The sequence below is a fragment of the Mesorhizobium sp. M1027 genome, from assembly GCF_040318745.1.
Lineage (GTDB): Bacteria > Pseudomonadota > Alphaproteobacteria > Rhizobiales > Rhizobiaceae > Mesorhizobium.
Window position 1 is genome coordinate 693,668 of sequence record NZ_JAMYMW010000001.1, and the last position, 25,445, is coordinate 719,112.

Here is a 25,445-nt window from a genome sequence, read left to right on the forward strand (position 1 = left end):
CTGAGGGGGTGAGGGATGTTCTTCTATGTCTCCAAGATTCTCTGGTTCTTCGTTCAGCCGTTGAATCTCGCGATCTTCCTGCTGCTGGCGGGGCTGGTCGCGGCGATGTTCGGCCGGCGGCGATTGGCGGCCGTCGGCAGCACTCTTGCCTTCCTCATCCTTGTTGTTGCGACATGGAGCCCGCTCGGCCCCATGATGCTAAATCCGCTGGAGGAGCGCTTCCCCAGGGCGCCGCTGCCGGAAAAGGTTGACGGTATCATAGTGCTTGGCGGCAGTCTGGATGGCGCCGTCAATCTGGTGCGTGGCGGCTATGAAATGAACTCCAGTGGCGACCGGATGGTCGAGGCGGCCGTGCTGGCGCGGCGGTTTCCGACAGCGAAAGTCGTTATCTCCGGTGGCAGCATCGAAACCTTCCGCGGCGGCGAAGGCGATGCAGATACCGCACCCCGTCTTTTTGCCGCTTTCGGCGTGGCGGCCGATCGGCTGATCCTCGAGAACAAATCCCGCAGCACCTACGAGAACGCTGTCTTTACCAGGGAACTGGTGACGCCGAAACCGGGCGAAACCTGGTTGCTGGTGACCTCGGCCTTCCATATGCCACGCGCCAAGGCGCTGTTCGACAAAGCCGGCTTTTCGACCGTTCCGTGGCCGGTCGACTATCGCACTTCCGGCAAGGAAAGCATCGGCACCTTGCCTTATCCCGGCGACTGGCTGGAGGTCACCACTGTTGCGATCCGCGAATGGATAGGGCTCACCGCCTATTGGCTGTCGGGCCGCATCGATCGGCCTTTCCCCGGACCGGGCGGCTGACCGAGCACCGCCTGCCGCGCCGCCGAGAAAAACTGGCGGCGCACCAGCACCGCCAGGAGCAGCAGCGTCGACAGGACGAACACCGCGGGATCGACGAACCAGCCAAGATAGCCAATCGAGAAGAACACGCCGCGCAGGCCCGAATTGAAATGCTTTCCGGCCAACATGTTCATGCGCGCGGCACGCCACACCGCCGTTTCGGTGACCGGATTGCGCGACGCCTCGCCATGCGGAATCGGCACGGCGCCGATCAGGATCGAGCAATAGTTGAACAGCCGGTAAGCCCAGCCGAACTTGAAGAAGGAAAAGGCCAGGATCAGCACCAGGCCGAACACCTTCGTCTGGAACGCCGCGCGTGAGGGCGTAGCGCCAAACGGCAGGTCACCCAGCACGGTCAGAACCTGGTCGGAGGCGCCGAGCAAAGCAAAACAGCCGCCGATCGCAATCAGCGAACTCGAGGCAAAGAAGGCGGTTCCCTGCTGCAGGCCGCTCATGATGGCGGTGTCGACGATGCGGATCTCGCGCTCGGCCATGGTCCGCATCCAGGCCTCGCGCTGCGCGTTCATCGCCCTCGTCAGCGACATGCGGCTGACCAGCATTCCGTCGGCGGCGAGCGTATGCAGCACCCACGCGGCAAGGAAGAACCCCAGCGCCGCAAGGTCGGCCATCGATAGATGAAAGGAATCGCTCATGCGGTGCTTTTACCACAGGCGGAGGGGACGCTTCGATGGCCGAAGCTGGAATGTCGCTGCCGGAGCAAACAAGGTCGGCAGGCGCAGCGCCGCAATCGTCAAAACAGCGGAAAACACCATGGGAATTCCTATATGTAGACCTCAACAAGGTCCCAGGAGAAAACGCCCACGTGTTCCTTTCGGTTTTCGACCTGTTCAAGATCGGCATCGGCCCATCGAGTTCGCACACGATGGGGCCGATGACGGCTGCGCGGCGGTTTCTCGACGAGATTGCGGGAGACGACTGGCCGCGCCCGGCCGGCGCCAAGGTCGACCGGATCGCGGCCAGCCTGCACGGCTCGCTCGCCTATACCGGCATCGGCCATGGCTCCGATCGTGCGGTGGTGCTCGGCCTCGCCGGCCAGACGCCGCAGACGGTGGATCCCGACCAGGCGGACGGCATCGTCGCTCGCATCGCCGCCGAGAAGCGGATCTCGCCGCCCGGCCATCCGTCCTATCGTTTCGACCCGGCAATGGATCTGGTGCTGGATCGCAAGACGCCGCTGCCGGGTCACGCCAATGGCATGGCCTTCTCTGCCTATGATGCCGGCGACCGGTTGCTGCTGAGGCGCATCTATTATTCGATCGGCGGCGGCTTCGTAATGTCCGAGGTGGAACTGCAGCGGATGAAAGCAAGAGGCTCGGCGACAACCGAAGGCAAGAAGGTTCCGTATCCGTTCAAGAACGCCGTCGAAATGCTGTCCATGGCAGCGAAAAGTGGGCTTTCCATTGCCGAGATGAAGCGCGTCAACGAGGAGACGCAGATGTCGCGCGAGGAGCTCGACGCCGGCCTCGACGGCATCTGGAGCGCCATGAAGGGCTGCATCGAGCGCGGCCTGTCGCAAGACGGCATCATGCCGGGCGGACTCAAGGTGCGCCGCCGTGCCCGGATGCTGCACGACAAGCTGCAGGAGCAATGGCAGCAGAACCGGCCCAACCCGCTGCTCGCCAACGACTGGCTGTCGATCTATGCGATGGCGGTCAATGAGGAGAACGCCGCCGGCGGCCGTGTCGTCACCGCGCCAACCAATGGGGCGGCCGGCACTCTGCCTGCAGTGCTGCGCTACTGGTTGCATTTCCATCCCGAAGCCGACCAGCCCAGCATCCGCGATTTCCTGCTGACGGCGGCGGCCGTCGGCGGCATCATCAAAACCAATGCTTCGATCTCGGGGGCGGAAGTCGGCTGCCAGGGCGAGGTCGGTTCGGCTTCGGCAATGGCTGCGGCGGGATTGTGCGCCGTCATGGGCGGCACGCCCGAGCAGGTCGAGAACGCTGCCGAGATCGCGTTGGAACATCATCTCGGCATGACCTGCGATCCGGTCGGCGGGCTGGTGCAGGTGCCGTGTATCGAGCGCAACGCGCTTGGTGCCGTCAAGGCGGTGACCGCCGCTTCGCTGGCCATCAAGGGCGACGGCGTTCATTTCGTGCCGCTCGATGCCGCGATCGAGACGATGCGCCAGACCGGCCTCGACATGAACGAAAAGTACAAGGAAACCAGCCTTGGCGGATTGGCAGTCAATGTCGTGGAGTGCTGAGCGCCAATCTGGCGGCCTGGACCACCACTGTGGAGAAGTCGATCAGGCCGTTGACGCGTTCGCGTGCTGGACTAAACCTTAAACGATGTCTCTCAATCTCATAAAGCTTTGCGTCGGCTGTGACAGCGTCGAGGATCTGGAAGAGTGGATTGCCTTCCGTCTCGACGAGCGGCGCCGCGCCGGCGAACCGGCCGAGCACTACCACACCACCCGCATGGTGCCGACACGCGGCGTCGAGATTACCGACGGCGGCTCGCTCTACTGGGTGATCAAGGGCAATGTCCAATGCTGCCAGCTGATCACCGAAATCCGCCCCTTCACCGATGACGAGGGCATCGGCCGTTGCCATCTGATCCTCGATCCCGACGTCGTGCGCACTGACTGGCAACCGCGCCGTGCATTCCAGGGATGGCGCTACCTGAAGCAGGCGGACGCGCCGGCCGATCTCGGCAAGGGCAAAGCCGGGCTGATCGAGATGCCGCCGAAGCTCAGGCGAGAGCTTGCCGATCTCGGCCTGCTCTGACGCCGAGAACCGCAACGCCAAGACCGCCAGCCGAAGTGCTTGTCCGCAATTGCCATCATCGGTCCTCCAGGTCGCCTCATCTGGGCTTGCAAGCCGGGGAACAACGCCACATCTTGAATGTCATGAGCGACAAGAAGCAGCCCGTGCCTGCAAGGGCCAATCCTGCACCGGTCGAGTCTCAATCGAGCACCGGCGAGATCGACGCGTTTCTCCGTCAGGCAAGGACGCTCGCTGCATCCGCCACCGGGTCAGGCAGGCTGATCCTGTCCCTCGACGCGACGATGAGCCGCCAGCCGACCTGGGATCTCGCCTGTGCGCTGCAGGCCGAGATGTTCGACGCCGTCGGCAAGGCCGGGGCGCTCAAGGTTCAACTTGTCTATTTTCGCGGCCTTGGCGACTGCCGCTCCTCCGCATTCGTCACCGATACCGAAGCTCTGAAGCAGCTGATGACGCGCATCGACTGCCGCAGCGGCCATACCCAGATCGGCAAGGTGCTCGCCCATGCCCTGAAACAGACGGCGGCGGCCAAGGTCAACGCGCTGGTCTATATCGGCGACGCGATGGAAGAAAACATAGATGATCTGGCCGAAAAGGCCGGCAGCCTCGGTCTGCACGGCGTTCCTGTCTTCGTCTTTCAGGAGGGCCATGATGCCGCCGCGGAAAAGGCGTTCAAGGAGATTGCGCGGCTGTCGAAAGGGGCCTGGTTCCGCTTCGATCGGCGGGCTGCCGCAACCTTGGCCGGCCTGCTTTCGTCCGTCGCCGTGTTTGCGACCGGCGGGCTGAAAGCACTGGAGGCCCGGGGCAGACCGGAAGACCGGCTGATGATCGAGCATATGCGGGGCGGCGGAAACTGATGAGCGCAATTATCGCTTTTGTAGCGTTGCTTCTAGTGCTTCTCGGCATACTCACCATCTTCCTGCGCGCCGATGCGGCGAAGCTTGCAGGCGGCATGAGAACGCTTGGACCTGTACTGCTCGGGCTGGTCGGCGTCGCCGTGCTGCTGGTCGGGCGCGAGGGCATCGGCGGCTTGATCCTGTCGGTTGCGCTCGCCTGGTACGGCTCCATGCGCATGAATCGGCCGGCGGCAAAACTGGCACAAGGCAAGCGTTCGACAGTTCGTACCGCGGCGCTTGAAATGGAACTCGATCACGATACCGGCGGCCTCGAAGGCCTCGTGCTGGCCGGGCGCCATGAAGGCAAGATGCTTGGCTCGATGGGGCGTGCCGAATTGCAGCAACTCTATCGCGAACTCTCCGGCGATCCGGAGAGCCGCCAATTGCTAGAGACGTATCTTGACGGCAGATTTCCCATCTGGCGCAAAGACGCTGATGCGAATGACGGCGAAGGGCTGGGTGTTGCGCCAGGTTCTGGCGCCATGACTAAGGAGGAGGCCTACAAGATCCTTGGTCTTGAAGCGGGGGCTGCCGCGGCGGATGTCCGCAAGGCGCACCGCCGCCTGATGCAGCGCCTGCACCCCGATATCGGTGGCACGTCTTTCCTGGCGGCGCGGATCAATGAAGCCAAGGACGTCTTGCTCTCCAATCACAACTAGTCTCCTTCGACGCAGAACTTTCGGGAAAGATATCGTTTCGCGCGCCGCTTACTGCTGGACGGCGTAGCACTCGATCTTCTTCTTTTTCAAAGCGTTGCAGGCCTTCCAGGCAGCGGTCTTCGAACCGAAACCACCGAACCGGGCGCGGTAGTAGGTGACGCCGTCCTTGTCGAAGGCGACGGTGAAACCGGAGGCATCGGCCAGAACGGAGGGTGCCTGCTTCGTCGCCTTGTCGAGGAAAGCCTTCGCTTCGGCCTGTTTTGGCGACGAGGCGACCTGTATTGCCCAGCCGGATGGCACCGAGGCCGTGCTGACCGGATCGACCTCTGCCGCCGGTTCGGCATAGGCTGCGGCGACCCGGGCTGTCGCCACGTCGTCCACGGTCGCCGCGGCCGTCGTCTTGACCCTCTTGGCCTGAACGACCGGAGTGGTTTCTTCAACGACGGGCGCATTTTCCTCGACAAGGGAGGCAACGGCATCGTCGTTCGGCTTACTGTCCGGTGTCGGCGCGTCATGGTTCGGTAGAAATACCTTGGCCAAGGCTGAAATCGGATTGCCACCGCCAGCCTTGGCAATCAGCACGCCGCCGCCGCTCGACGAGGCCTTCGGCATGTAGGCATTGATCAACCCGGCCATCTGGCTGTCGCGGCTGCCGCCGGATCTGCCGCCCATGACCACCGCTACGATCCGCCGATCGCCATCCGAGACCGAGGAGACCAGATTGTAACCGGAGGCGCGGGTGTAACCGGTCTTGATGCCGTCGACGCCCTTGATGCGTCCGAGCAGACGGTTATGGCCGTTGATGCGCTGCCGCCCATAAAGAAAGGAGCGCTGCGAGAAATAGCCGTAATATTGCGGAAAATGCTCTCTCAGGGCGATGCCGAGCATCGCCATGTCGCGCGCGGTTGTGAACTGGCCGGGATCAGGCAAGCCGTTGGCGTTGCGGAAAACGGTTCCCCTCATGCCCAGCGCCCGCGCCTTGGCGGTCATCATGCGGGCGAAATTGGCTTCATTGCCGCCGAGCATCTCGCCAAGCGCCGTTGCGGAATCGTTTGCCGATTTGGTCACCATCGACAGGATCGCGGTCTCGACCGTGACCGAGCCGCCCCGCTTGATGCCTAGCTTCGTCGGCGGCTCGGCAGCGGCATTGGCCGAGAACACGACCGGGGAATTCTTGCTGATCCTGCCCTTCGCCAATGCCTCGAACGTCAGATAAAGCGTCATCATCTTGGTAAGCGAAGCCGGATAGCGCCGGCCATCGGCATCCGATGAATAAAGCACCTTGCCGGTCTTGGCATCGATGACGATGGCCGCCGACTTGGCCGCCATGGATGAAGCCGCGTCCGCGACGACGAAGCTCATCGCCATGGCGAGGATCATGATCGTTTTGAGGGGTGACGCGGATTTGGAAACGAAGCCCGACAACGCCTTACGCACTGATAGTTCCTTTGAATTTCCGTTGCCTCGGAGGCGGCAAAGGGGTCCTGCCTCACCTTCGGCCACGCTAACGCGGGCAGCGTTACCAATCCGTTTATGGTAACCGCCGCGTTCACCATTTTCTGCGGGATTGAGCTTCTCTTTATTCGAATCTTAGCGATTGCCGGCAGCTCACGATGCGCATTGCCGCGGGAATCTTGACTTTTTGTGCACTGCACAATATATTTACACGCATTGCACAACGCGGCCCGGACAAGGCGCGTCTATCGTCCAAGGCAACCGTTCAAGGGAAAGCGTGAAATGACCCAGACCTATGAAGATTTCAGCAAATACGGCAAGGAATTTGCGGACACCGGATTGAAGAGCTTCGCCTCGCTGTCCAAGGGTGCACAGGCTATCGCCGCCGAGGCGGGCGAGTACACCAAGAAAAGCTTCGAAGCCGGTAGCGCCGCTGTCGAGAAGCTCTTTTCCGCCAAGTCGCTGGACAAGGCGATCGAGATCCAGTCCGACTATGCCAAGCAGTCCTATGAGAGCTTCGTCACCGAGGCCACCAAGCTTGGCGATCTCTATGCCGAACTCGCCAAGGAAGCTTACAAGCCGTTCGAATCGATCGTCGCCAAGGCGAAGTAAATTCGACGAACATTCCGAGCCGGCCCCTGGGCTTGCAAAGACAAACCCGGTCGCGAACGCACGGCCGGGTTTTTTCATGCCAGCTCGAAATCGGGGGCCTACGGTCTTCACGATTTGAAAAATCGGGCAAGTTTGGCCACCTAGCCATATTGTCAGCTAAACAGAAGGGCTTAAAATCGTCCATCGAACACCTACATGTCGAGCATGCATGAGGATTCGAAAGAGGCAGGACTACGTGACTACAGGTTTGACTGCCACGAGCTACGTGGTGCGAATGCAGAACGGCAGCAACGGCAATGAGGCCGGTCGCGGCACGGCCGTCATCACGCGCACAAAAACCAAGACCAAGAAGCCCAGTCTGTATCGGGTCCTCATTCTTAACGACGACTACACACCCATGGAATTCGTGGTCCACGTGCTGGAGCGCTTTTTCCAGAAGGACCGCGAAGCCGCCACACGCATAATGCTTCATGTTCACAATCATGGGGTGGGCGAGTGCGGGGTCTATACATTCGAGGTGGCCGAGACCAAAGTGTCTCAGGTCATGGATTTCGCCCGACAGAATCAGCATCCGCTGCAATGCGTGATGGAGAAGAAGTGAGGTAACATGCCGGCTTTCTCCCAAGGCCTGGAAAAGGCGCTTCACCAAGCGCTGACGCTCGCCAATGAGCGGCACCATGAATATGCAACCCTTGAACATTTGCTGCTCGCCCTGATCGACGACACCGAGGCGGCGGCCGTCATGCGTGCCTGCAACGTCGATCTCGACGAGTTGAAGCATACGGTTCTCACCTATATCGACACCGAGCTCGACAATCTCGTCACCGGCTACGATGAAGATTCCAAGCCGACTGCCGGTTTCCAGCGCGTCATCCAGCGCGCGGTGATCCATGTGCAGTCGTCAGGCCGCGAGGAAGTATCCGGCGCCAACGTGCTCGTCGCCATCTTCGCTGAGCGTGAAAGCCACGCCGCTTACTTCCTGCAGGAACAGCAGATGACCCGCTACGACGCGGTCAACTACATCTCGCATGGCATCGCCAAGCGCCCCGGCGCTTCCGAGACGCGTACCCCGCGCGGCGCCGACGACGAGCAAGGCAGCCAGAGCGGAGCCGAGCCGCAGGAGGAAGGCGGCAAGAAGAAGCAGCAGCAGGACGCGCTGACTGCCTATTGCGTCAACCTGAACAACAAGGCCAAGGCCGGTAAGATCGATCCATTGATCGGTCGCGAGAGCGAGATCAACCGGACCATCCAGGTGCTGTGCCGCCGCTCCAAGAACAACCCGCTCTATGTCGGTGATCCCGGCGTCGGCAAGACGGCTATCGCCGAAGGCCTCGCCAAGCGCATTGTCGAGGGCGAGGTTCCCGAAGTGCTGCACAATGCCACCATCTTCGCGCTCGACATGGGCACGCTGTTGGCCGGCACCCGCTATCGCGGCGATTTCGAGGAGCGGCTGAAGCAGGTCGTCAAGGAGCTCGAGGATTATCCCGGCGCCGTGCTGTTCATCGATGAAATCCACACCGTGATCGGGGCAGGGGCCACCTCCGGCGGCGCCATGGATGCATCGAACCTGTTAAAACCCGCACTGTCGTCCGGCGCCATCCGCTGCATCGGCTCGACCACCTACAAGGAGTTCCGCCAGTTCTTCGAGAAGGACCGCGCGCTGGTGCGGCGCTTCCAGAAGATCGACGTCAACGAGCCGACGGTCGAGGACGCCATCGAGATCATGAAGGGCCTCAAGCCTTATTTCGAGGAGTTCCACAAGGTCCGCTACACGAGCGAGGCGATCAAGGCTTCGGTCGAACTCTCGGCGCGTTACATCAACGACCGCAAGCTGCCGGACAAGGCGATCGACGTGATCGACGAGACCGGTGCCTCGCAAATGCTGGTGCCGGAAGCCAAGCGCAAGAAGACCATCGGCATCAAGGAGATCGAAGCGACGATCGCCACCATGGCGCGCATCCCGCCGAAGACGGTTTCCGCCGACGACGAGAAGGTGCTGCAAGGCCTCGACATCGAGTTGAAGCGCGTCGTTTACGGCCAGGACACCGCGATCACAGCGCTGACCTCGGCCATCAAGCTGGCGCGGGCCGGCCTGCGGGAACCGGAAAAGCCGATCGGCTCGTACCTGTTCTCGGGCCCGACCGGTGTCGGCAAGACCGAAGTGGCCAAGCAGCTCGCCGCCTCGCTCGGCGTGGAGCTGATCCGCTTCGACATGTCGGAATATATGGAACGCCACACCGTTTCGCGGTTGATCGGCGCGCCTCCCGGCTATGTCGGCTTCGACCAGGGCGGCCTTCTGACCGACGGCGTCGACCAGCATCCGCATTGCGTGCTGTTGCTCGACGAAGTCGAGAAGGCGCATCCGGACCTGTTCAACATCCTGTTGCAGGTCATGGACCACGGCAAGCTGACCGACCATAACGGCAAGCAGATCGACTTCCGCAATGTCATCCTGATCATGACCACCAATGCAGGCGCATCCGATGCGCAGCGCGCGGCGATCGGTTTCGGTTCGACCAAGCGCGAAGGCGACGATGTCGAGGCGATCAACCGGCTGTTCACGCCGGAGTTCCGCAACCGTCTCGATGCGATCATTCCGTTCGGCTCGCTGCCGGTGCCGGTCATCCATCAGGTGGTGCAGAAGTTCGTCATGCAGCTGGAAGCGCAGCTTTCCGAGCGTGGCGTGACCTTCGACTTGTCGCAGGATGCAATCGCATGGCTGGCCGACAAGGGCTATGACGAGCGCATGGGCGCCCGGCCGCTTGGCCGTGTCATCCAGGAGCACATCAAGAAGCCGCTAGCCGACGAGGTGCTGTTCGGCAAGCTCAAGAAGGGCGGCACGGTGCGTGTCACCGTCGAGAAGAAGGAAACCGGCGAGACCGGCCTGAAGCTCGAATCGCTCGCCGACGAGGCGCCGGTGAAGCCGAAGAAGGAAGAGCCGGACGACGTGCCGAAGGCCAAGAAGGCGAAGAAGCCCGCCGCGAAAAAGGCGTTGGCGCAGAAGCCGGAACCGAAAGGTAAGGACGGCGGCAAGCGCAGTCTCGTGCCGCAACTGCCGCGTAAGAACTGACGAACCAGCCAGTAAAAAAGCCCCGGAAACGGGGCTTTTTTTGTGACACCCTCCGGTTAAGCACCCGGCGCCCGCCGGAGCGGTTTGCGCCGGTTCAGCTTGCCAGCGCCATCCGTATCTTGCCGGCGTTCTGGGCCAGGACTTCAGGCTTTTCCATCTGTCCGCTGTGCGGTTTCAGGGGAACGCCCTCGAAGCGCGGAATGACATGGACGTGAAGGTGAAAGACAGTCTGCCCCGAAGCTGGTTCGTTGAACTGCATAACCGTGACGCCATCGGCATCGAAGGCCTTCTTTACGGCCCGCGCAACTTTCTGGACGTGAGCGAAGAGCGGGCCAAGCACCGCCGGATCCGCGTCAAGCAGGTTGCGCGACGGCGCTTTCGGCACCACCAGCGTGTGCCCCTGTCCTTGCGGCATCACATCCATGAAGACAATGACCGCTTCATCCTCGTAGACGCGGTGCGAAGGGATTTCTCCGCGCAGGATTTTGGCGAAGATGTTGCTGCTGTCGTAGGTTGCTTCGGCCATGGCGCGCGCTCCGGTTCTTGGCTCGCTGTCTCGTGTAGCGAAGCTGTTCCGCGCGGGCAAGACGATCGATCGACATCGGCCATGCGGGCCCGCGCGGCTGAGCGATTGGGGCCCGCTACCCTACTCCGCCATGTCCTTGCGGAACGGGGTGTGCTCTTCCAGATATTCGCTCATCCGCTCGACTTCGCGCCGCTCGCGCTGGAGGTAGTCGGCCACTGCATTGCGCAGACCTGGATGGGCGATATAGTGCGCCGAATGCATCGTCACGGGCCGGTAGCCGCGCGCCAGCTTGTGCTCGCCCTGAGCGCCGGCTTCAACCACCTTCAGCTTGCGCGAGATGGCGAAATCGATTGCCTGATGGTAGCAGACTTCGAAATGCAGGAATGGGTGATCCTCGATGCAGCCCCAGTTGCGGCCGTAGAGCGCGTCTGAGCCGATGAAGTTGATGGCGCCCGCTATGTAGCGCCCGTTGCGTTTGGCCATGACCAGCAGGATGTCGTCCGCCATGCGCTCGCCGATTAGGGAGAAGAAATCGCGGTTGAGGTAGGGCCGGCCCCACTTCCTGCTGCCGGTATCCATGTAGAACGCGAAAAAGTCGTCCCAGGCCTTTTCGGTCAGATCCTTGCCGGTCAGCCAGTCGATCGAGATGCCGTCGGCGAGCGCCTCGCGCCGCTCTTTCTTCATTGCCTTGCGCTTGCGCGACGCTAACGTCGCGAGAAAATCGTCATAGCTCGAAAAACCTTCGTTGAAGAAGTGAAACTGCTGGTCGGTGCGATGCAGGAAACCGGCCACCGCCAATATCTGGACATCGTCCTCCGGCGCGAAGGTGACGTGGGCGGAAGACACGCCGAGCTTATCCGTCACCGCCTTCAGGCCGGCCGCAAGACCGGCCTTGACGGTGGGACTGTCCTCGCCCTTGCCGACCAGCAGGCGAGGGCCGGTGACGGGCGTGAACGGCACCGCGCATTGCAGCTTCGGGTAGTAGCGCCCGCCGGCACGTTCGAATGCGTCCGACCAGCCATGGTCGAATACATATTCGCCCTGGCTGTGCGACTTCAGATAGCAGGGGACCGCCCCGAGCAGCTTGCCTCGGGCGGTTTCCAGCCTCAGGTGATGGCCTTGCCAGCCGGTGCGCCGAACAGCGCAGCCGGAATCTTCCAGCGCGCTCAAAAAAGCAAATGAAACGAGTGGGTTGTAGCCGTTTTCTGCATCGCCGCGTGTAGTGCCGCCGAGGCTGTCCCATTCAGCGCTGGTAAAGGCCCCGATGCCCGCTGCGATGCGGATCGACAGCTCCGCGTTCGCCGTTTGTCTTTCGCAGTCGTCCCCTTGATCCATGAGGCTTACTTAAGCTCGCTGCGGACCCATACAAGCCCGCTCAAGCAAGCCGTGCCAGATCTGGCTCGAACCCTTCGAACGTCATCTGGTCGGCATATTTGAAGGTCAGCTCGACGGCAGGCTGGTCGTGCACGGTCCAGGTGATCACCGGCATGCCGAGTTTTTCTCGCACGAAGGAGACGAACCGGTTCGGCAGGTCGCCGGCGGCGTAGGAGGTGAAGGCGATGTCATGCGCCAGCATGGCGAAATGCGCCTCGATCAGGTGGTTGTCGTTGCCGTAGGCGGTCAACCCGCCGGGTATGCCGGGGGCATATTTCGGGAACTCACGGATCAGCCAATGGTCGAACGACATGATCGCAGTCTTGCCCTTGTATTGCTTGAGCATCTTGCCGACGCTTTCGACCAGGCCTTCGTCGTGCCCGGCAGCTCCTTTCAGTTCGACAACCATCGGCACACGGCCGTCGACCAGATCAAGCGCCTGCTGCAGCGTCGGCAGATGGTCAGCGGTGCCGCCGACCTTCAGCGCGGTGATCTCGGCAGCCGTACGCTGCCAGACGAAGCCATTTTCGCCGGTCAGCCGCCGCAGATCGCCATCGTGGATGATGACGGGGACGCCGTCGGATGACAGGTGCACGTCGCATTCGATCGCGTAGCCGCGCTCGGCCGCCGCGGCGAAGGCGGAAAGGGTGTTCTCCCAGCGCGTCTTGTTCATGTCGTGGAGGCCGCGATGGGCGACGGGCCGGGCGGTCAGCCAGGAAAGATCGGTCATCGTTGCAGTCCTGGTCATTCGACTTCGAAGATCGCTTCGATTTCCACTGCGGCATTACGCGGCAGGGAGGCGGTGCCGACGGCGGAGCGAGCGTGCGTGCCGCGATCGCCGAGCACCGCGGCGAGAAAATCCGAGGCGCCGTTGGCAACCAGATGCTGTTCGACAAAATCCGGTGCCGAGGCGACGAAGACGGTGATCTTCACCAAGCGACGGATTTTCTCGAGATCGCCAAGTGCTGCCTGGGCTTGCGCCAATATGTTGATCGCACAGTATTTTGCGGCTTCCTTGCCGGTCGCGGTGTCGACATCGCGGCCAAGTAGTCCGCTCGCCTGGAGTTTGCCGTCCTTGAGCGGCAACTGCCCGGCGGTGAACAGCAGATTGCCGGTCCTGCAATAGGGCACGTAATTGGCGGCGGGCGCGGCGGCGGCCGGCAGCGTCACGCCGAGATCGCTCAGCCGCTTTTCGATTGTTTCGCTCATGCTATTTCCCTATTGCTTGAAGGTGCCGCGCAGGCCGGGCCGAAATTGCTATTTTTGCCTCGCTTCCGCCACGACTTTTTTTAAGCTGGACCATCTTTCCATGCGGCCTGCCATTAGCCGCGATGATCGGAGCACCCCATGCGCGCAACGCGCCTCGCATTCAACGCCGTTCTCTTGACAGCGGCTTCCTGGGCGGCTCCCGCTTTTGCGGTGCCGGCGCTGCAGGCGCACCGCGCCGTTTACGACATTTCACTCGACAAAGCCTCCGACCGCTCCGGCATCACCGGCATCACCGGCCGCATGGTCTACGAGTTCAACGGCTCGCCTTGCGAGGGCTATACGGTAAAGTTCCGTTTGGTGACCCAGATCGTAACCAGCGACAACACCAGGCTGACCGATCAGCAGATGACCACCTTCGAGGACGCCGAGGGCAAGACCTTCTCCTTCGTGAACAAATCCTTTGTCGACCAGAACCTCGACAAGGAGGTCAAGGGTACGGCAACGAAGGAGGCCAACGGTCTCAAGGTCGATATCGACAAGCCCGAGAAGAACAGCCTGGAACTCGCGCCGACCCAGTTCCCGACCCAGCAAATGGTCGAAATGATCGGCAAGGCGGAAAAGGGCGAGCGTTTCTACGAAACCAACCTGTTCGACGGCTCTGAGGATGCCAACAAGGTGGTGACCACCACCGTCGTCGTCGGCAAGCAAGCCGATGCCGACAACGCCGATCCGGAAGCGCCGGCGCTGGCCAAGCTCGCCACCGACAAATACTGGCCGGTCGACATCGCCTATTTCGATGATGCCGACAAAGGCGGCGAGGAGGTGCCGGAATACCGGATCAGCTTCAAGCTGCACAAGAACGGCATCACGCGCGATCTCGTCATGGACTATGGCGAGTTCTCGATGACCGGCAAACTGGTCAATCTGTCGCTGTTCGATCAGCCAAAGACCTGCCCGTCGAAATAGGCTCGAACCAACGACAAGCCGCCGGCCGCTATCCGGGATAGTAGCGCTTGATCTTGCGGGGCGTGTCGTATCGACTTGACCATGCCGCAATTGGCTATCATCGTCTTACGACGGTAAGCGCCGTGGGGGAGCAGGTTGAGCAGGATCGACGTTTTTGTGGCGCCGCGGCCCAATGCGACGCTGATCAAGGCCATGACGTTCGTCAACCGAATTGTCATGCTGCACGGCATTCCAGGCTTTCGCGACCTGTTGCCGTTCAACCGTCTGGCCGGTTTGCGCGGCGTCGCCAATGTCCGCCACATCGATTTTCCGGAGGATGACCGGCAAAGGCTGAAGGCTTGTTGCGGTGCGGGCAAGGCGACGTTCATCACGCCCAACCATCCCGAATTCTTTACCGACTGGATGATCGACAAGGAGGTCGTCTCGCGGGTAAGCCCGCTGGCGGCATCCTGGGCCACGCACGGCGTCGTCAACGGGCTTGGCCGGCTGATGCAGAAATTCTGGTTGGCCAACAATCTGATCGCGCAAATCCCGGGCAACAGCGCGGCCGCCAAGGAACATTCGGTGGCCTGGGCGCTGAAGGGGCACGGCGTGCTCCTGCATCCCGAAGGCGGTGTCGGCTGGCATGCCAACATCGTTGCCCCGCTGCTGCCAGGCGCGGTCGAAATGGGGTTCGAGGCGCTGAAGCGCGGCCGCCTGATGGATCCGGATTTCAAGGTTTGGATCGCGCCCGTGATCTGGAAGCTTGCTTTCACGGGGAATGTCGAGGCAGCGCTGGCAAAGGAATGCGCCTATGTCGAGCACAGCCTGAAGATCGAACGCCGTGCCGGCAATACGCTGCCGGAGCGCGTCCATCACACCTATGCGACGCTGCTGTCGCGGGATGAGGCTGCATGTGGCCTTCAGCCTGATGAGCGGGCGCTGTACGGCGCGCGTCAAAAAAACCTGCTTGCCGAACTCGGCCGTCGCCTTGCTGACCTTGTTTCGGCCGACGCCGGCACGCTCGACGGTTCAGAGCTTTTGCGTCGGTCACGCCGCTGGCTGCGGGAAAATACGGACGACACCGGACGGCAGAAGCAGGTCCGAATGCTGGCGGATGCAATCCAGCGACTGCAGCGTGTCGGGTCGTGGGCTTCAGCCAATCCGCGCATCACGCAGGAGGAGATCGCCGAACATTTGAAGCGAATCCGCAACGATTATTGCCGGGGTACGCTGCGCGATACGGTCAACCGTTTCGTGCCGCAGCCGGCAGGCCCGCGCCGCGCCTATGTCCGGGTACCGGAGCCGCTAGGCTTGCATGCCTATCAAGGTTCCGTCGAGGAGGCACTCGCCGAACTGCACGACCGCATGCAGGAGACCGTCACCAGGACGATGACGCAACTCGAGGCCGGCGGCGCCTTCATTTTCTATGCCAATCCCTTCTATCATCGTTAGCGGCGTGTTGGTCGGCGCAAGATGAAGGAGTGCGGCAAACCTCATGGCGGTCTATGTCGATGCGGCGATCTGGAAATGGGTCGGCCACCGCTGGTGTCATCTGCTGGCAGACGATACCGACGAGCTGCATCGCTTCGCCGCGCAACTCGGCGTCAAGCGCTCGTCCTATCAAGGGCCGCCCAAGACATCGGCGCCGCATTATGACATAACCGGGTTGGAGCGTGACCGCGCAGTGCGGTTAGGCGCCATCGAGTGCACCCGCGAGGAGATCGTCGCTGTTTTCCGGCGTGTGCGGGTGCCGAAGGGGAAGATGCGACAATGACACCGGTGCGCTGATCGCCGCACGCTGAGCCGCAAGACGCCACAGCGCTTGCGTTTGTCGCGCTTCCCCTCTATATGCGCGCTCATTCCACACACGGACTTTGGTGTCTGCCCGGGAGAAATCCGGCTGAAACCTCCGGTGGCGTTTGAGGACAAAGTCCAAAAATGCCTGTGTCCGTGGAGGCTAACCGGAAAGGAAATAAGAATGGCTCTGCCTGATTTCAGCATGCGCCAGCTATTGGAAGCTGGTATTCACTTCGGCCACCAGACCCACCGCTGGAACCCGAAAATGGCGCCCTATATCTACGGCGCCCGCAACAACATCCACATCATCGACCTCTCGCAGACGGTGCCCTTGCTGCACCAAGCGCTGAAGCAGGTTTCCGACACTGTTGCCAAGGGCGGCCGCGTGCTGTTCGTCGGCACCAAGCGCCAGGCCTCCGACATCGTCGCCGATGCCGCGCAGCGCTCGGCCCAGTACTATGTCAATTCGCGCTGGCTCGGCGGCATGCTGACCAACTGGAAGACGATCTCGAATTCCATTCAGCGCCTGCGCAAGCTCGACGAGATGCTGGCCGGCGAGGCTCAGGGCCTGACCAAGAAGGAGCGCCTCAACCTCGATCGCGAGCGTGAGAAGCTCGACAAAGCGCTGGGCGGCATCAAGGATATGGGTTCGACGCCCGATTTGATGTTCGTGATCGACACCAACAAGGAAGCGATCGCCATCCTCGAGGCCAAGCGTCTCGGCATCCCGGTCGTTGCCATCATCGATTCCAACTGCGACCCGGACAAGATCGACTTCCCGATCCCCGGCAATGACGACGCGGCCCGCGCCATCCAGCTGTATTGCGATCTGATCGCCAAGGCAGCTATCGACGGCATCGCCCGTCAGCAGGGCGCGCTCGGTGTCGATATCGGCGCATCGGTCGAGGCTCCGGTCGAGCCGGCGCTCGAGCAGACCCCGGCCGCCGAGAGCCCGGCAGCCCAGACCCCGGAAGCATAGTAGCGAAGGCCGGCTGCGGCCCTCATCTTTCCAATATGTTGGCGCGGTAAGCGCTACCGGCACCAGGCGCATCATCGAAAATCGATGGTGCGTCAGTGCATTTAGACAAAGAGGCGACAATGAGCATTTCGGCTGCACAGGTCAAAGAACTCCGCGACTTGACCGGCGCGGGCATGATGGACTGCAAGGCGGCGTTGAACGAGACCAACGGCAATATGGAAGAAGCCATCGACTGGCTGCGCAAGAAGGGCATTTCCAAGGCCGACAAGAAGGCTGGCCGTACCGCTGCCGAAGGCCTGATCGGCGTCGATTCGGGCGTCCGCGAGGCAGCGATCGTCGAGGTCAATTCCGAGACGGACTTCGTTGCCCGCAATGCTGCGTTCCAAGAGATCGTCGCCAACGTCGCGAAGGTCGCGCTTGCCTATGGCGGCAAGACCGAGGCCGTTGCCGCTGCTCCCTATCCGGGCTCGGGCAAGTCGGTCGCCGAGACCATCAAGGACGCCGTCGGCACCATCGGCGAGAATCTGGGCTTCCGCCGCTCGGCCAAGCTCACCGTCGAGCACGGCGCTGTCGCAACCTATGTTCACAATGCGGTCGCGGACGGCCTTGGCAAGCTCGGCGTGCTGGTGGCCATCGAGACGACAGGCAACGCGCATGCCGCGAACGCCTTCGCCCGTCAGGTTGCCATGCATGTCGCTGCCACCAATCCGATGGCCTTGACCACCGAAGAGCTCGATCCGGCCGCGGTGGAGCGCGAGAAGGCGATCTTCGCCGACCAGGCACGCCAGTCCGGCAAGCCGGAAGCGATTATCGAGAAGATGGTCGATGGCCGTTTGCGCAAGTTCTACGAAGAGGTCGTGCTGCTCAAGCAGGCTTTCGTGCTCAATCCCGACATCACCGTCGAGAAGGCGCTTAAGGATGCCGAAAGCGAGATCGGCGCGCCAGCCAAAATCGCTGCCTATCTACGCTTCGCGCTCGGTGAGGGCATCGAGAAGGAAGAGACCGATTTCGCGGCAGAAGTCGCGGCAGCGGTCAAGAAGTAAACTATTCGTTTAAAAGGCTTTTTCGGCCGGGTGTCCGCGAGGATGCCCGGCCGATTTCTTGCGCGGTGTAGGATCAACTCAAGGACGACCTCGGCGCGCTCGATTTCGACATTGCGCAGGACGTTCGGGCACGGCTCGATGCGGTGAGCCGGTCATTCACACCCTTTTTCGTATTCGTTCTTCGGCTCGGAAATACAGGATGGCCTTACCGGAGGTCAGACAGTCGGTGACAAGCCGGCTGGCAACATGCCGAACCCGTTCATGCAAGGTGCTTTTGCCGTGTAAGCTGAAGCTGGAAGAGAGTTTTCGGGCTCGGGCGCCGCGTGACATCGTGGCGCCCTTCGTGTATCGGAACGCCCAGTGTTTCGGGGCGCACCGAAACGCGTCACACGCACGATGACGAGGACCAGATGACGGTGAAGCCCCTCTACCGACGTGTCTTGCTGAAAGCATCGGGCGAAGCGTTAATGGGCGAGCAGCATTTCGGCATCGACGTATCGGTGGTCGACCGCATCGCCGCCGACATCGCCGAGGCCCGCGCATTGGGCATCGAAGTCGGTGTCGTCATTGGGGGCGGCAACATCTTCCGTGGCGTCGCAGTCGCGTCAAAAGGCGGAGACCGCGTCACCGGCGACCATATGGGCATGCTTGCCACCGTCATCAATTCGCTGGCGCTGCGCACCTCGCTCAACAAGATCGGCGTCGACGCCGTGGTGCTGTCGGCGATCGCCATGCCCGAGCTTTGCGAAAGTTTTTCGCAGCGTCAGGCGACCGCCTACATGAACCAGGGCAAGGTCGTTATCTTCGCCGGCGGCACCGGCAATCCGTTCTTCACCACCGATTCGGCTGCAGCCCTTCGCGCCGCCGAGATCGGAGCCGATGCTCTGTTCAAGGGCACCCAGGTCGATGGTGTCTATTCGGCTGATCCCAAGAAGGACCCGCACGCGACACGTTTCGAGCGGATCAGCCATGACGAAGTCATCAAACGCGGGCTTTCGATCATGGATACGGCGGCGATTGCACTTGCGCGCGAAAACAACATTCCGATAATCGTCTATTCGATCCACGAGAAGGGTGGTTTCGGCGATATCCTGAGGGGTGGCGGCCGTTGCACGGTCGTCGCAGACGATTGACCGGACCATGAACCCGAAAGGGATCGGTTGCGGATGAGGCTCGAACAGGGCTTACCCTAAGCAGTGAACCCGGGTTAACGGGTCGAGGAGACGATGATGAGTGGCGAATACGACGATCTCAAACGGCGCATGGACGGGGCGATCGCCGCGTTCAAGCATGATCTGGCTTCGCTGCGCACCGGCCGCGCGTCGAGCAACCTGCTCGATGCCGTCCAGGTGCAGGCCTATGGCACCACCATGCCGATCAACCAGGTGGCAACAGTGTCGGTTCCGGAACCGCGCATGATTTCGGTTTCGGTCTGGGACAAGTCGATGGTCAGCGCGGTCGACCGTGCCATCCGTGAAGCCAATCTCGGGTTCAATCCTATCGTCGACGGTACCAATCTCAGGATTCCGCTGCCCGAGCTCAACGAACAGCGCCGCAAGGAGCTGGTGAAGATCTCGCACGGTTATGCCGAGAATGCCCGTGTCGCCGCACGACACGTTCGCCGGGACGGCATGGACTTTCTGAAAAAGGCGGAAAAGGACGGCGACATCAGTGAGGACGACCATCGCAAACGGGCCGACCAGGTTCAGAAACTGACCGACGAGACAATCAGCACCATCGACCACCTGCTTTCCGACAAGGAAGCGGAAATCATGCAGGTCTAGGGTCTGGCCACGGCTGGCCCGGAAGTGAGAACATGGCAACGCCCGCGCATGTCGCGATCATCATGGACGGAAACGGACGCTGGGCCAAGGCGCGCGGCTTGCCTCGGCTGGCTGGTCACCGCGCCGGCGTTGAGGCGCTGCGCAAGACAGTGCGCGCCGCCCCCGGCCTCGGCATCTCCTTCCTGACCGTCTACGCTTTTTCGTCGGAAAACTGGTCACGACCGAAATCTGAAGTCAGCGACCTCATGGGCCTGCTGAAGCTTTTCATCCGACGTGACCTCGCCGAGCTGCACCAGAGTGGGGTGCGGATCAGGGTCATCGGTGACAGGGCAGGGCTGCAGCCCGACATAAGGGGCCTGCTTGAGGAAGCCGAAACGCTCACTCTCCGCAACGAAGCGCTGACGCTGGTCATTGCCTTCAATTACGGCGGGCGCGACGAGATCGTGCGCACCGCGCGCAAGCTCGCAGCTGCGGTGGCGCGCGGTGAGATCGACAGCGAGGCGATCACGGCCGAGTCCTTTGCCAGCTCGCTCGATACAGAGGGCATTCCGGATCCGGAACTGGTCATCCGCACCAGCGGCGAGCTTCGGCTGTCGAATTTCCTGTTATGGCAGGCTGCCTATAGTGAACTCGTTTTTCTGCCTTGCTATTGGCCCGACTTCAGTCGCGAGCACCTGTCCGATGCACTGCGCGATTTCGCCGGCCGCGAGCGCCGCTTCGGCGGACTTGCCGCCCAAGATGTCGCCTCAGGCTGAGGAATGAGCAACCTCCAGCTTCGGGTCATTTCGGCCGTCGTGCTTGCCGTCGTCACGCTTGGCTTGACCTGGCTCGGCGGACTGCCCTTCCGGTTGCTTTGCGCTGCCATGGCGGCGGTGATCTTCTACGAGTGGACGCGGATGAGCCGCCCCGTTGCCCCGGCAGGTGCTGGTGCTATGGCAGGTCTCGGCTTTCTGCCCGAGGCGCTGATCGTGGTCTTTATTGGTGCCCTCGTCGCCGGCCTGCCTGCGCCTTTGCTGCTGCCGCTCGTGGCGGCTCTGGTTGCTGTCACTGCCATCGCGGCGTCGATGCGCAAGGCAGGACCGTGGGAAGCATCCGGCCTTGCCTATGCGGCCGTGTCGGGCTTGTCGCTGGCCTTCTTGCGTGATGGCGACTATTCAGGGCTGCTGGCCATTCTGTTCCTATTCGCCGTGGTTTGGGCGACCGATATTTTTGCTTATTTCGTCGGCCGCTCCGTCGGTGGCCCAAGGCTGGCGCCGTCGATCTCGCCGGGCAAGACGCGGAGCGGGGCGCTCGGTGGGGTGGTCGGCGGCGTAGTGGCCGGTCTGCTTCTGGCCGCAGTAGCCGGAACGGGCAACCTCGCCGTGCTTGGCGTGGTCGCACTGGTGCTTTCGATCGTCGCGCAGGCCGGCGACCTGTTCGAATCATGGGTCAAGCGACGCCACGGCCGTAAAGATTCCGGTACGCTGATACCCGGCCATGGCGGCATCATGGATCGGGTCGATGGGCTTGTCGCGGCGGCTTTCGCCCTATACGTCATCGGCTGGATTTCCGCGACCGCCGACCATCCGGCACAGGGGCTGTTTCCGGTTTGAACGGCATCGTCGGTGGGCCGGCACGAGGCTGCGTCATGGATTCGCCTGGATTGATGTCACAGTCGCGGCGTGATCTGCGCCGTGGATGAATTTGAGGGCATGAATTGAACGAGATTCTTCACGCGGTTTTCAGCACGGACGGCCTTGTCCTCGGCACGCTGGTGCCTTTCCTGTTCGTGCTGACCGTGGTCGTGTTCGTCCACGAAATGGGCCATTACCTCGTCGGCCGCTGGTGCGGTATCGGCGCAAAAGCCTTTTCGATCGGTTTCGGCCCTGAGATCATCGGCTTCAACGACAGCCGAGGCACCCGCTGGAAGCTTTGCGCCATACCGCTCGGCGGCTACGTCAAGTTCGTCGGCGATATGAACGCGACGTCGAGCCAGCCCAGCTCGGAGGAGGTCGAGGCGCTGAGCGACGACGAACGCAAGGTTGCCTTCCACACGCAGCCGATCTGGAAGCGGGCGGCGACCGTCGTGGCGGGGCCGCTGTTCAACTTCCTGCTGACGATCGCCGTCTTTGCCGTGCTGTTTTCAATATATGGCCGGCCGGTATACGAGCCGATGGTGGCTGAAGTCACCGCAGGCAGTCCGGCAGCGGCGGCCGGCATCATGCCCGGTGACCGATTCGTCAGCGTCGACGGCAGCAAGGTCGAGACCTTTGCCGACGTCCAGCGTCTGGTTTCGGGCCGCGCCGGCGACAGCATCACCTTCGTTATGTTACGCGGCGGCAAGGAAATCACCGTCACGGCGACGCCGCGTTTGATGGAACAACAAGACGCATTGGGCAACAAAGCCCAGGTGGCCGTGATCGGCGTCATCAACAACAAGGAACTCGGCCAGCCGCGGCTGATCACCTACAGCCCGGCCGGGGCAGTCGGGGCGGCCGTCCAGGAAACCGGACACGTCATCCAGCGCACCGGCCAGTTCCTGCAGCGTTTCGTTGTTGGCCGCGAGGACAAGTGCCAGCTGGGCGGGCCCATCAAGATCGCCAAGATGTCGGGCCAGGCGGCAAAGCTCGGCTTCGAATTGCTCGTCCAGCTTGTTGCATATCTGTCAGTCGGGATAGGAATTCTCAATCTTCTGCCGATTCCCCCTCTCGACGGAGGGCATCTTCTGTTCTACGGCGTGGAAGCTGTCATCCGACGGCCGGTGTCCGAACGGATGATGGAAATGGCTTATCGGAGCGGCCTCATCCTGGTGCTCGGCTTCATGGGTTTTGTTTTCTGGAACGATCTGTTTGGGTGCTGAAATCATGAAGAAATTTGGCTTCAGCGCGACCAATGTTGAGACGCCGTTTACCATGCGTGGGGATATGCGTGACGCGAAAGCCACGCCACAGGGTTAAGTAAATACAAATTAACCAGAAGCCTTGCGTGTAGGGAAAATCCGGTTAATACGGTAGGGGAAATTACCGCACGTCCGGTTTTCTCGCCGTGGGGACTTCGAGAAAAGGTACAAAAGCCCGATGAAGGCAGCATCCAAGTTTCTGAGCGCCGCGTCCGCGGTGGCTATATCCGCTGCTCTGGTTGTACCAGGCGCGCTCGCAGTGCAGTTCGTTGCCACATCGGCCGCCGAGGCGGCTGTCGTCTCCAGAGTTGAAGTCACCGGCAATCAGCGTGTCGACGCGGACACCATCCGCAACTACGTGACAATCAAGCCCGGCAAGGCGTTTTCCAGCTCCGACATCGACGATGCGGTCAAGGCGCTGTTCGGCACCGGGCTGTTTTCGGACGTGCAGATCAACCAGGTCGGATCGACGCTGGTCATCAAGGTTTCGGAGTACCAGGTCGTCAACCAGGTGCTGTTCCAGGGCAACAAGAAGCTCAAGGACAACGCGCTTGCAGCCGCTGTGCAATTGAAGCCGCGCGGCACCTTCTCGCAACAGCAGCTCGACGCCGATGTCGAGGCGGTCAAGGCCGCATACCGGCGTATCGGTCGCGACGATGCCGCCGTGACCACCCAGATCATGGATCTCGGCGACAACCGGGTAAACGTGGTCTTCAACATCAACGAAGGCGGCCGCACCCAGATTGCGGCGATCAATTTCGTCGGCAACAGCGCCTATTCGAGCCGCCGTCTGTCGGACATCATCTCCACCAAGCGCTCGTCCTTCCTGTCGTTCGTGCTGCGCGACGATGTTTATGACGAGGACAAGCTGCGCGCCGACCAGGAGCTGCTGCGCCGCTTCTATTATAATCACGGCTATGCCGACTTCCAGGTCGTCTCGGCTGTCGGCGAACTCGACGACACAACCAACAAATACACCGTTACCATCACGGTGCAGGAGGGCGAGCGGTATACGTTCGGGGACGTCAGCGTCGAAAGCACGATCCCCGAGGTCGACAGCAAGTCGCTTGAATCGGTGGTCGAGACCCATAAGGGCGATGTCTATAACGCCAAGGATGTCGAGGACACGATCATCGCGCTGACCGAAAAGGTCGCCGGTTCTGGTTATGCCTTTGCCCAGGTGACGCCGCGCGGTGACCGCAACTTCGAAAACCACACCATCTCTGTCGTTTATACGATCGACCAGGGCACCAAGGCCTATATCGAGCGCATCGAGATCCGCGGCAACGATCGGACGCGCGACTACGTCATTCGCCGCGAGTTCGATGTCAGCGAAGGCGACGCTTTCAATCAGGTTCTCATCCAGCGCGCGAAGAGGCGGCTGGAAGCGCTTGATTATTTCGAGAAAGTCGAGATTTCCACCGTTCCGGGCTCTGAGCCTGATCAAGTCGTACTGGTGGTCGACGTGGTCGAGAAATCGACCGGTGAGTTCTCGGTCGGTGCCGGTTATTCGACTGGTGGCGAGACGGCTGGTCCGTCCGTCGAAGGTTCAATCAGTGAGCGCAACTTCCTCGGCCGCGGCCAATTCATCAAGGTGGCGGCTGGCGGCGGCAAGAACTCGCGCGACTACAGCTTCTCGTTTACCGAACCGTACTTCCTTGGTCGCCGTATCGCTGCCGGATTCGACATCTACAAGCAGACTCGAAACTATGACCATTACGATAGCGACACGACGGGCGCGACAGTGCGCTTCGGTCTGCCGATTACCGACAACATCTCGACTCAGCTCGCGTATAATATCGCTCAGGAGAAGTATGAGTTCGACGAGAACTGCGACCCTGCCACCTGCGATGTCTCCCAGGCGATTATAAACGGTGTCGAAGAGAGTCCGTGGCTCAAATCGTCGGTTAGTCTCGGCCTAGTTTACAATACTATTGACGACATGAAGAATCCCCATGAAGGCATTTTTGCCAACGTCGGCACGGAAGTGGCTGGCTTGGGCGGCGACGCCAAGTTCATCAAGGTGACAGCGCGCGGCAGCATTTATCAGACGTTGTCCGAACAATTGGATCTGGTAGGCCTCATTTCTGGCGGTGCCGGCCATGTCCAGGGATATGGCAGCGGCGACCTGCGTGTCTTCGACCATTTCCAGAGCAGCGATCGCATGATCCGCGGTTTCGAATATGGCGGCATCGGTCCGGTTGCCTCGGACAACAGCAATGACCATCTCGGCGGCACCACTTACTTCAATGCCTCGGCGGAAGCGCAGTTCCCGCTGCCGGTCATCCCGGAAAGCTTCGGTTTGCGCGGCGCGGTATTCGCCGATGCGGCAACGCTCTACGGCAGCAAGATTGCCTCCAACCTCGTCAATCAGTCGACGACCGGCATGGAATGGCGCGCTTCTGTCGGCGTCGGCTTGATGTGGGCATCGCCTTTCGGCCCGATCCGCATCGACTATGCGATCCCGGTCAAGAAGGAAAAGACCGACGACGTGCAGGAATTCAACTTCGGCATATCGACCCGCTTCTGATGTGCGGGTAACGATGCTTCCGGCTCGTTTGGATCCGGATGGCAGTGATCCGACACTACAGCGCAGCGCGTCCTATCGGACGCTCAAAG

25 protein-coding genes are annotated in these 25,445 nt (G+C 61.5%); 19 read left to right on the forward strand and 6 right to left on the reverse strand.

Annotation, left to right across the window (positions count from 1 at the left end; genetic code table 11):
• Positions 1–15: 15 nt before the first annotated feature.
• On the forward strand, positions 16–810 hold the full coding sequence (locus NKH50_RS03315; protein ID WP_352876661.1) for a YdcF family protein: 795 nt from the start codon (positions 16–18) through the stop codon (positions 808–810).
• On the opposite strand, the gene NKH50_RS03320 is transcribed toward NKH50_RS03315, so the two are convergent.
• Positions 759–1,502 (reverse strand): DUF599 domain-containing protein, encoded by a 744-nt coding sequence (locus NKH50_RS03320; RefSeq protein ID WP_254817329.1) that lies wholly within the window; start codon positions 1,500–1,502, stop codon positions 759–761. The two genes, NKH50_RS03315 and NKH50_RS03320, sit on opposite strands and share 52 nt — an antisense overlap.
• Positions 1,503–1,672: 170 nt before the next feature.
• On the opposite strand from NKH50_RS03320, the gene NKH50_RS03325 reads away from it, so the two are divergent.
• The 4 genes from NKH50_RS03325 to NKH50_RS03340 all read left to right on the forward strand — a co-directional run bounded on the left by NKH50_RS03325 (position 1,673) and on the right by NKH50_RS03340 (position 5,151).
• On the forward strand, positions 1,673–3,076 hold the full coding sequence (locus tag NKH50_RS03325) for an L-serine ammonia-lyase (protein WP_352876664.1): 1,404 nt from the start codon (positions 1,673–1,675) through the stop codon (positions 3,074–3,076).
• Positions 3,077–3,161: 85 nt separating this feature from the next.
• Positions 3,162–3,599 carry a DUF1489 family protein gene (locus tag NKH50_RS03330; protein ID WP_352876666.1) on the forward strand — a complete coding sequence of 146 codons (438 nt, stop codon included), beginning with the start codon at positions 3,162–3,164 and terminating at the stop codon, positions 3,597–3,599.
• 122 nt (positions 3,600–3,721) lie between these two features.
• On the forward strand, positions 3,722–4,453 hold the full coding sequence (locus NKH50_RS03335; protein ID WP_254817326.1) for a vWA domain-containing protein: 732 nt from the start codon (positions 3,722–3,724) through the stop codon (positions 4,451–4,453).
• Positions 4,453–5,151, forward strand: a complete 699-nt coding sequence (locus NKH50_RS03340; RefSeq protein ID WP_352876669.1) for a DnaJ domain-containing protein — start codon at positions 4,453–4,455, stop codon at positions 5,149–5,151. Before NKH50_RS03335 ends, NKH50_RS03340 begins: the two co-directional genes overlap by 1 nt.
• A gap of 48 nt (positions 5,152–5,199) precedes the next feature.
• Here NKH50_RS03340 and NKH50_RS03345 read toward each other — a convergent pair whose 3' ends face one another.
• On the reverse strand, positions 5,200–6,588 hold the full coding sequence (locus NKH50_RS03345; RefSeq protein ID WP_352876671.1) for an SPOR domain-containing protein: 1,389 nt from the start codon (positions 6,586–6,588) through the stop codon (positions 5,200–5,202).
• Positions 6,589–6,888: 300 nt separating this feature from the next.
• Here NKH50_RS03345 and NKH50_RS03350 point away from each other — a divergent pair, with 300 nt between their 5' ends.
• The 3 genes from NKH50_RS03350 (at position 6,889) to clpA (ending at position 10,288) form a co-directional block, all read left to right on the forward strand.
• A complete protein-coding gene (locus NKH50_RS03350; protein ID WP_023674920.1) occupies positions 6,889–7,218 on the forward strand; it encodes a phasin family protein in 330 nt (109 codons plus the stop codon).
• A 274-nt stretch (positions 7,219–7,492) separates the two neighbouring features.
• Positions 7,493–7,819, forward strand: coding sequence for an ATP-dependent Clp protease adapter ClpS (clpS, locus tag NKH50_RS03355; RefSeq protein WP_023717744.1), 327 nt, complete (start codon positions 7,493–7,495; stop codon positions 7,817–7,819).
• Positions 7,820–7,825: 6 nt separating this feature from the next.
• Positions 7,826–10,288, forward strand: coding sequence for an ATP-dependent Clp protease ATP-binding subunit ClpA (clpA, locus tag NKH50_RS03360; protein WP_352876674.1), 2,463 nt, complete (start codon positions 7,826–7,828; stop codon positions 10,286–10,288).
• A gap of 94 nt (positions 10,289–10,382) precedes the next feature.
• Here clpA and NKH50_RS03365 read toward each other — a convergent pair whose 3' ends face one another.
• The 4 genes from NKH50_RS03365 to NKH50_RS03380 all read right to left on the reverse strand — a co-directional run bounded on the left by NKH50_RS03365 (position 10,383) and on the right by NKH50_RS03380 (position 13,397).
• On the reverse strand, positions 10,383–10,814 hold the full coding sequence (locus NKH50_RS03365; protein ID WP_352705449.1) for an HIT family protein: 432 nt from the start codon (positions 10,812–10,814) through the stop codon (positions 10,383–10,385).
• Between the two features lie 120 nt (positions 10,815–10,934).
• Positions 10,935–12,149: a GNAT family N-acetyltransferase gene (locus NKH50_RS03370; RefSeq protein ID WP_352876676.1), complete on the reverse strand. Its 1,215-nt coding sequence runs from the start codon at positions 12,147–12,149 to the stop codon at positions 10,935–10,937.
• Positions 12,150–12,189: 40 nt separating this feature from the next.
• The gene (locus NKH50_RS03375; protein ID WP_352876678.1) at positions 12,190–12,918 is read right to left on the reverse strand and encodes a glycerophosphodiester phosphodiesterase; all 729 of its coding nucleotides are present in this window, start codon (positions 12,916–12,918) and stop codon (positions 12,190–12,192) included.
• 14 nt (positions 12,919–12,932) lie between these two features.
• Complete coding sequence (locus tag NKH50_RS03380) at positions 12,933–13,397, reverse strand: RidA family protein (protein WP_352876680.1); 465 nt, start codon at positions 13,395–13,397, stop codon at positions 12,933–12,935.
• Between the two features lie 138 nt (positions 13,398–13,535).
• Here NKH50_RS03380 and NKH50_RS03385 point away from each other — a divergent pair, with 138 nt between their 5' ends.
• From NKH50_RS03385 to bamA, 11 genes are all read left to right on the forward strand, one after another.
• On the forward strand, positions 13,536–14,363 hold the full coding sequence (locus NKH50_RS03385; protein WP_023674927.1) for a cell envelope integrity EipB family protein: 828 nt from the start codon (positions 13,536–13,538) through the stop codon (positions 14,361–14,363).
• A gap of 135 nt (positions 14,364–14,498) precedes the next feature.
• On the forward strand, positions 14,499–15,797 hold the full coding sequence (locus NKH50_RS03390; RefSeq protein WP_352736545.1) for a lysophospholipid acyltransferase family protein: 1,299 nt from the start codon (positions 14,499–14,501) through the stop codon (positions 15,795–15,797).
• 43 nt (positions 15,798–15,840) lie between these two features.
• Positions 15,841–16,119 carry a DUF4031 domain-containing protein gene (locus NKH50_RS03395; protein ID WP_352508484.1) on the forward strand — a complete coding sequence of 93 codons (279 nt, stop codon included), beginning with the start codon at positions 15,841–15,843 and terminating at the stop codon, positions 16,117–16,119.
• A gap of 204 nt (positions 16,120–16,323) precedes the next feature.
• Positions 16,324–17,121 carry a 30S ribosomal protein S2 gene (gene rpsB, locus NKH50_RS03400; RefSeq protein ID WP_254817316.1) on the forward strand — a complete coding sequence of 266 codons (798 nt, stop codon included), beginning with the start codon at positions 16,324–16,326 and terminating at the stop codon, positions 17,119–17,121.
• 119 nt (positions 17,122–17,240) lie between these two features.
• Entirely contained in the window at positions 17,241–18,164 is a 924-nt protein-coding gene (gene tsf, locus NKH50_RS03405) for a translation elongation factor Ts (RefSeq protein ID WP_352876683.1), read from the forward strand.
• Between the two features lie 410 nt (positions 18,165–18,574).
• Positions 18,575–19,297 (forward strand): UMP kinase, encoded by a 723-nt coding sequence (gene pyrH / locus NKH50_RS03410; protein WP_023674934.1) that lies wholly within the window; start codon positions 18,575–18,577, stop codon positions 19,295–19,297.
• A gap of 96 nt (positions 19,298–19,393) precedes the next feature.
• A complete protein-coding gene (frr, locus tag NKH50_RS03415) occupies positions 19,394–19,948 on the forward strand; it encodes a ribosome recycling factor (protein WP_084640965.1) in 555 nt (184 codons plus the stop codon).
• Positions 19,949–19,980: 32 nt separating this feature from the next.
• Positions 19,981–20,703: an isoprenyl transferase gene (locus NKH50_RS03420; RefSeq protein WP_352508486.1), complete on the forward strand. Its 723-nt coding sequence runs from the start codon at positions 19,981–19,983 to the stop codon at positions 20,701–20,703.
• Between the two features lie 3 nt (positions 20,704–20,706).
• Entirely contained in the window at positions 20,707–21,540 is an 834-nt protein-coding gene (locus NKH50_RS03425; RefSeq protein WP_352736544.1) for a phosphatidate cytidylyltransferase, read from the forward strand.
• Positions 21,541–21,644: 104 nt separating this feature from the next.
• A complete protein-coding gene (gene rseP / locus NKH50_RS03430) occupies positions 21,645–22,787 on the forward strand; it encodes an RIP metalloprotease RseP (protein WP_352736543.1) in 1,143 nt (380 codons plus the stop codon).
• Between the two features lie 217 nt (positions 22,788–23,004).
• Positions 23,005–25,356: an outer membrane protein assembly factor BamA gene (gene bamA / locus NKH50_RS03435; protein ID WP_352876686.1), complete on the forward strand. Its 2,352-nt coding sequence runs from the start codon at positions 23,005–23,007 to the stop codon at positions 25,354–25,356.
• Positions 25,357–25,445: the final 89 nt, after the last annotated feature.

Excerpts from the sequence above, each read along its gene's own strand:
- clpA (WP_352876674.1), top strand. The coding sequence starts at position 7,826 with ATGCCGGCTTTCTCCCAAGGCCTGGAAAAGGCGCTTCACCAAGCGCTG.
- rpsB (WP_254817316.1), top strand. The coding sequence starts at position 16,324 with ATGGCTCTGCCTGATTTCAGCATGCGCCAGCTATTGGAAGCTGGTATT.
- NKH50_RS03330 (WP_352876666.1), top strand. The coding sequence starts at position 3,162 with ATGTCTCTCAATCTCATAAAGCTTTGCGTCGGCTGTGACAGCGTCGAG.
- clpS (WP_023717744.1), top strand. The coding sequence starts at position 7,493 with ATGCAGAACGGCAGCAACGGCAATGAGGCCGGTCGCGGCACGGCCGTC.
- tsf (WP_352876683.1), top strand. The coding sequence starts at position 17,241 with ATGAGCATTTCGGCTGCACAGGTCAAAGAACTCCGCGACTTGACCGGC.
- NKH50_RS03365 (WP_352705449.1), bottom strand. The coding sequence starts at position 10,814 with ATGGCCGAAGCAACCTACGACAGCAGCAACATCTTCGCCAAAATCCTG.
- NKH50_RS03375 (WP_352876678.1), bottom strand. The coding sequence starts at position 12,918 with ATGACCGATCTTTCCTGGCTGACCGCCCGGCCCGTCGCCCATCGCGGC.
- NKH50_RS03370 (WP_352876676.1), bottom strand. The coding sequence starts at position 12,149 with ATGGATCAAGGGGACGACTGCGAAAGACAAACGGCGAACGCGGAGCTG.
- pyrH (WP_023674934.1), top strand. The coding sequence starts at position 18,575 with ATGACGGTGAAGCCCCTCTACCGACGTGTCTTGCTGAAAGCATCGGGC.
- NKH50_RS03320 (WP_254817329.1), bottom strand. The coding sequence starts at position 1,502 with ATGAGCGATTCCTTTCATCTATCGATGGCCGACCTTGCGGCGCTGGGG.
- NKH50_RS03380 (WP_352876680.1), bottom strand. The coding sequence starts at position 13,397 with ATGAGCGAAACAATCGAAAAGCGGCTGAGCGATCTCGGCGTGACGCTG.
- NKH50_RS03340 (WP_352876669.1), top strand. The coding sequence starts at position 4,453 with ATGAGCGCAATTATCGCTTTTGTAGCGTTGCTTCTAGTGCTTCTCGGC.
- NKH50_RS03315 (WP_352876661.1), top strand. The coding sequence starts at position 16 with ATGTTCTTCTATGTCTCCAAGATTCTCTGGTTCTTCGTTCAGCCGTTG.
- NKH50_RS03425 (WP_352736544.1), top strand. The coding sequence starts at position 20,707 with ATGAGCAACCTCCAGCTTCGGGTCATTTCGGCCGTCGTGCTTGCCGTC.
- NKH50_RS03420 (WP_352508486.1), top strand. The coding sequence starts at position 19,981 with ATGGCAACGCCCGCGCATGTCGCGATCATCATGGACGGAAACGGACGC.
- frr (WP_084640965.1), top strand. The coding sequence starts at position 19,394 with ATGAGTGGCGAATACGACGATCTCAAACGGCGCATGGACGGGGCGATC.
- NKH50_RS03335 (WP_254817326.1), top strand. The coding sequence starts at position 3,722 with ATGAGCGACAAGAAGCAGCCCGTGCCTGCAAGGGCCAATCCTGCACCG.
- bamA (WP_352876686.1), top strand. The coding sequence starts at position 23,005 with ATGAAGGCAGCATCCAAGTTTCTGAGCGCCGCGTCCGCGGTGGCTATA.
- NKH50_RS03350 (WP_023674920.1), top strand. The coding sequence starts at position 6,889 with ATGACCCAGACCTATGAAGATTTCAGCAAATACGGCAAGGAATTTGCG.
- NKH50_RS03385 (WP_023674927.1), top strand. The coding sequence starts at position 13,536 with ATGCGCGCAACGCGCCTCGCATTCAACGCCGTTCTCTTGACAGCGGCT.
- NKH50_RS03395 (WP_352508484.1), top strand. The coding sequence starts at position 15,841 with ATGGCGGTCTATGTCGATGCGGCGATCTGGAAATGGGTCGGCCACCGC.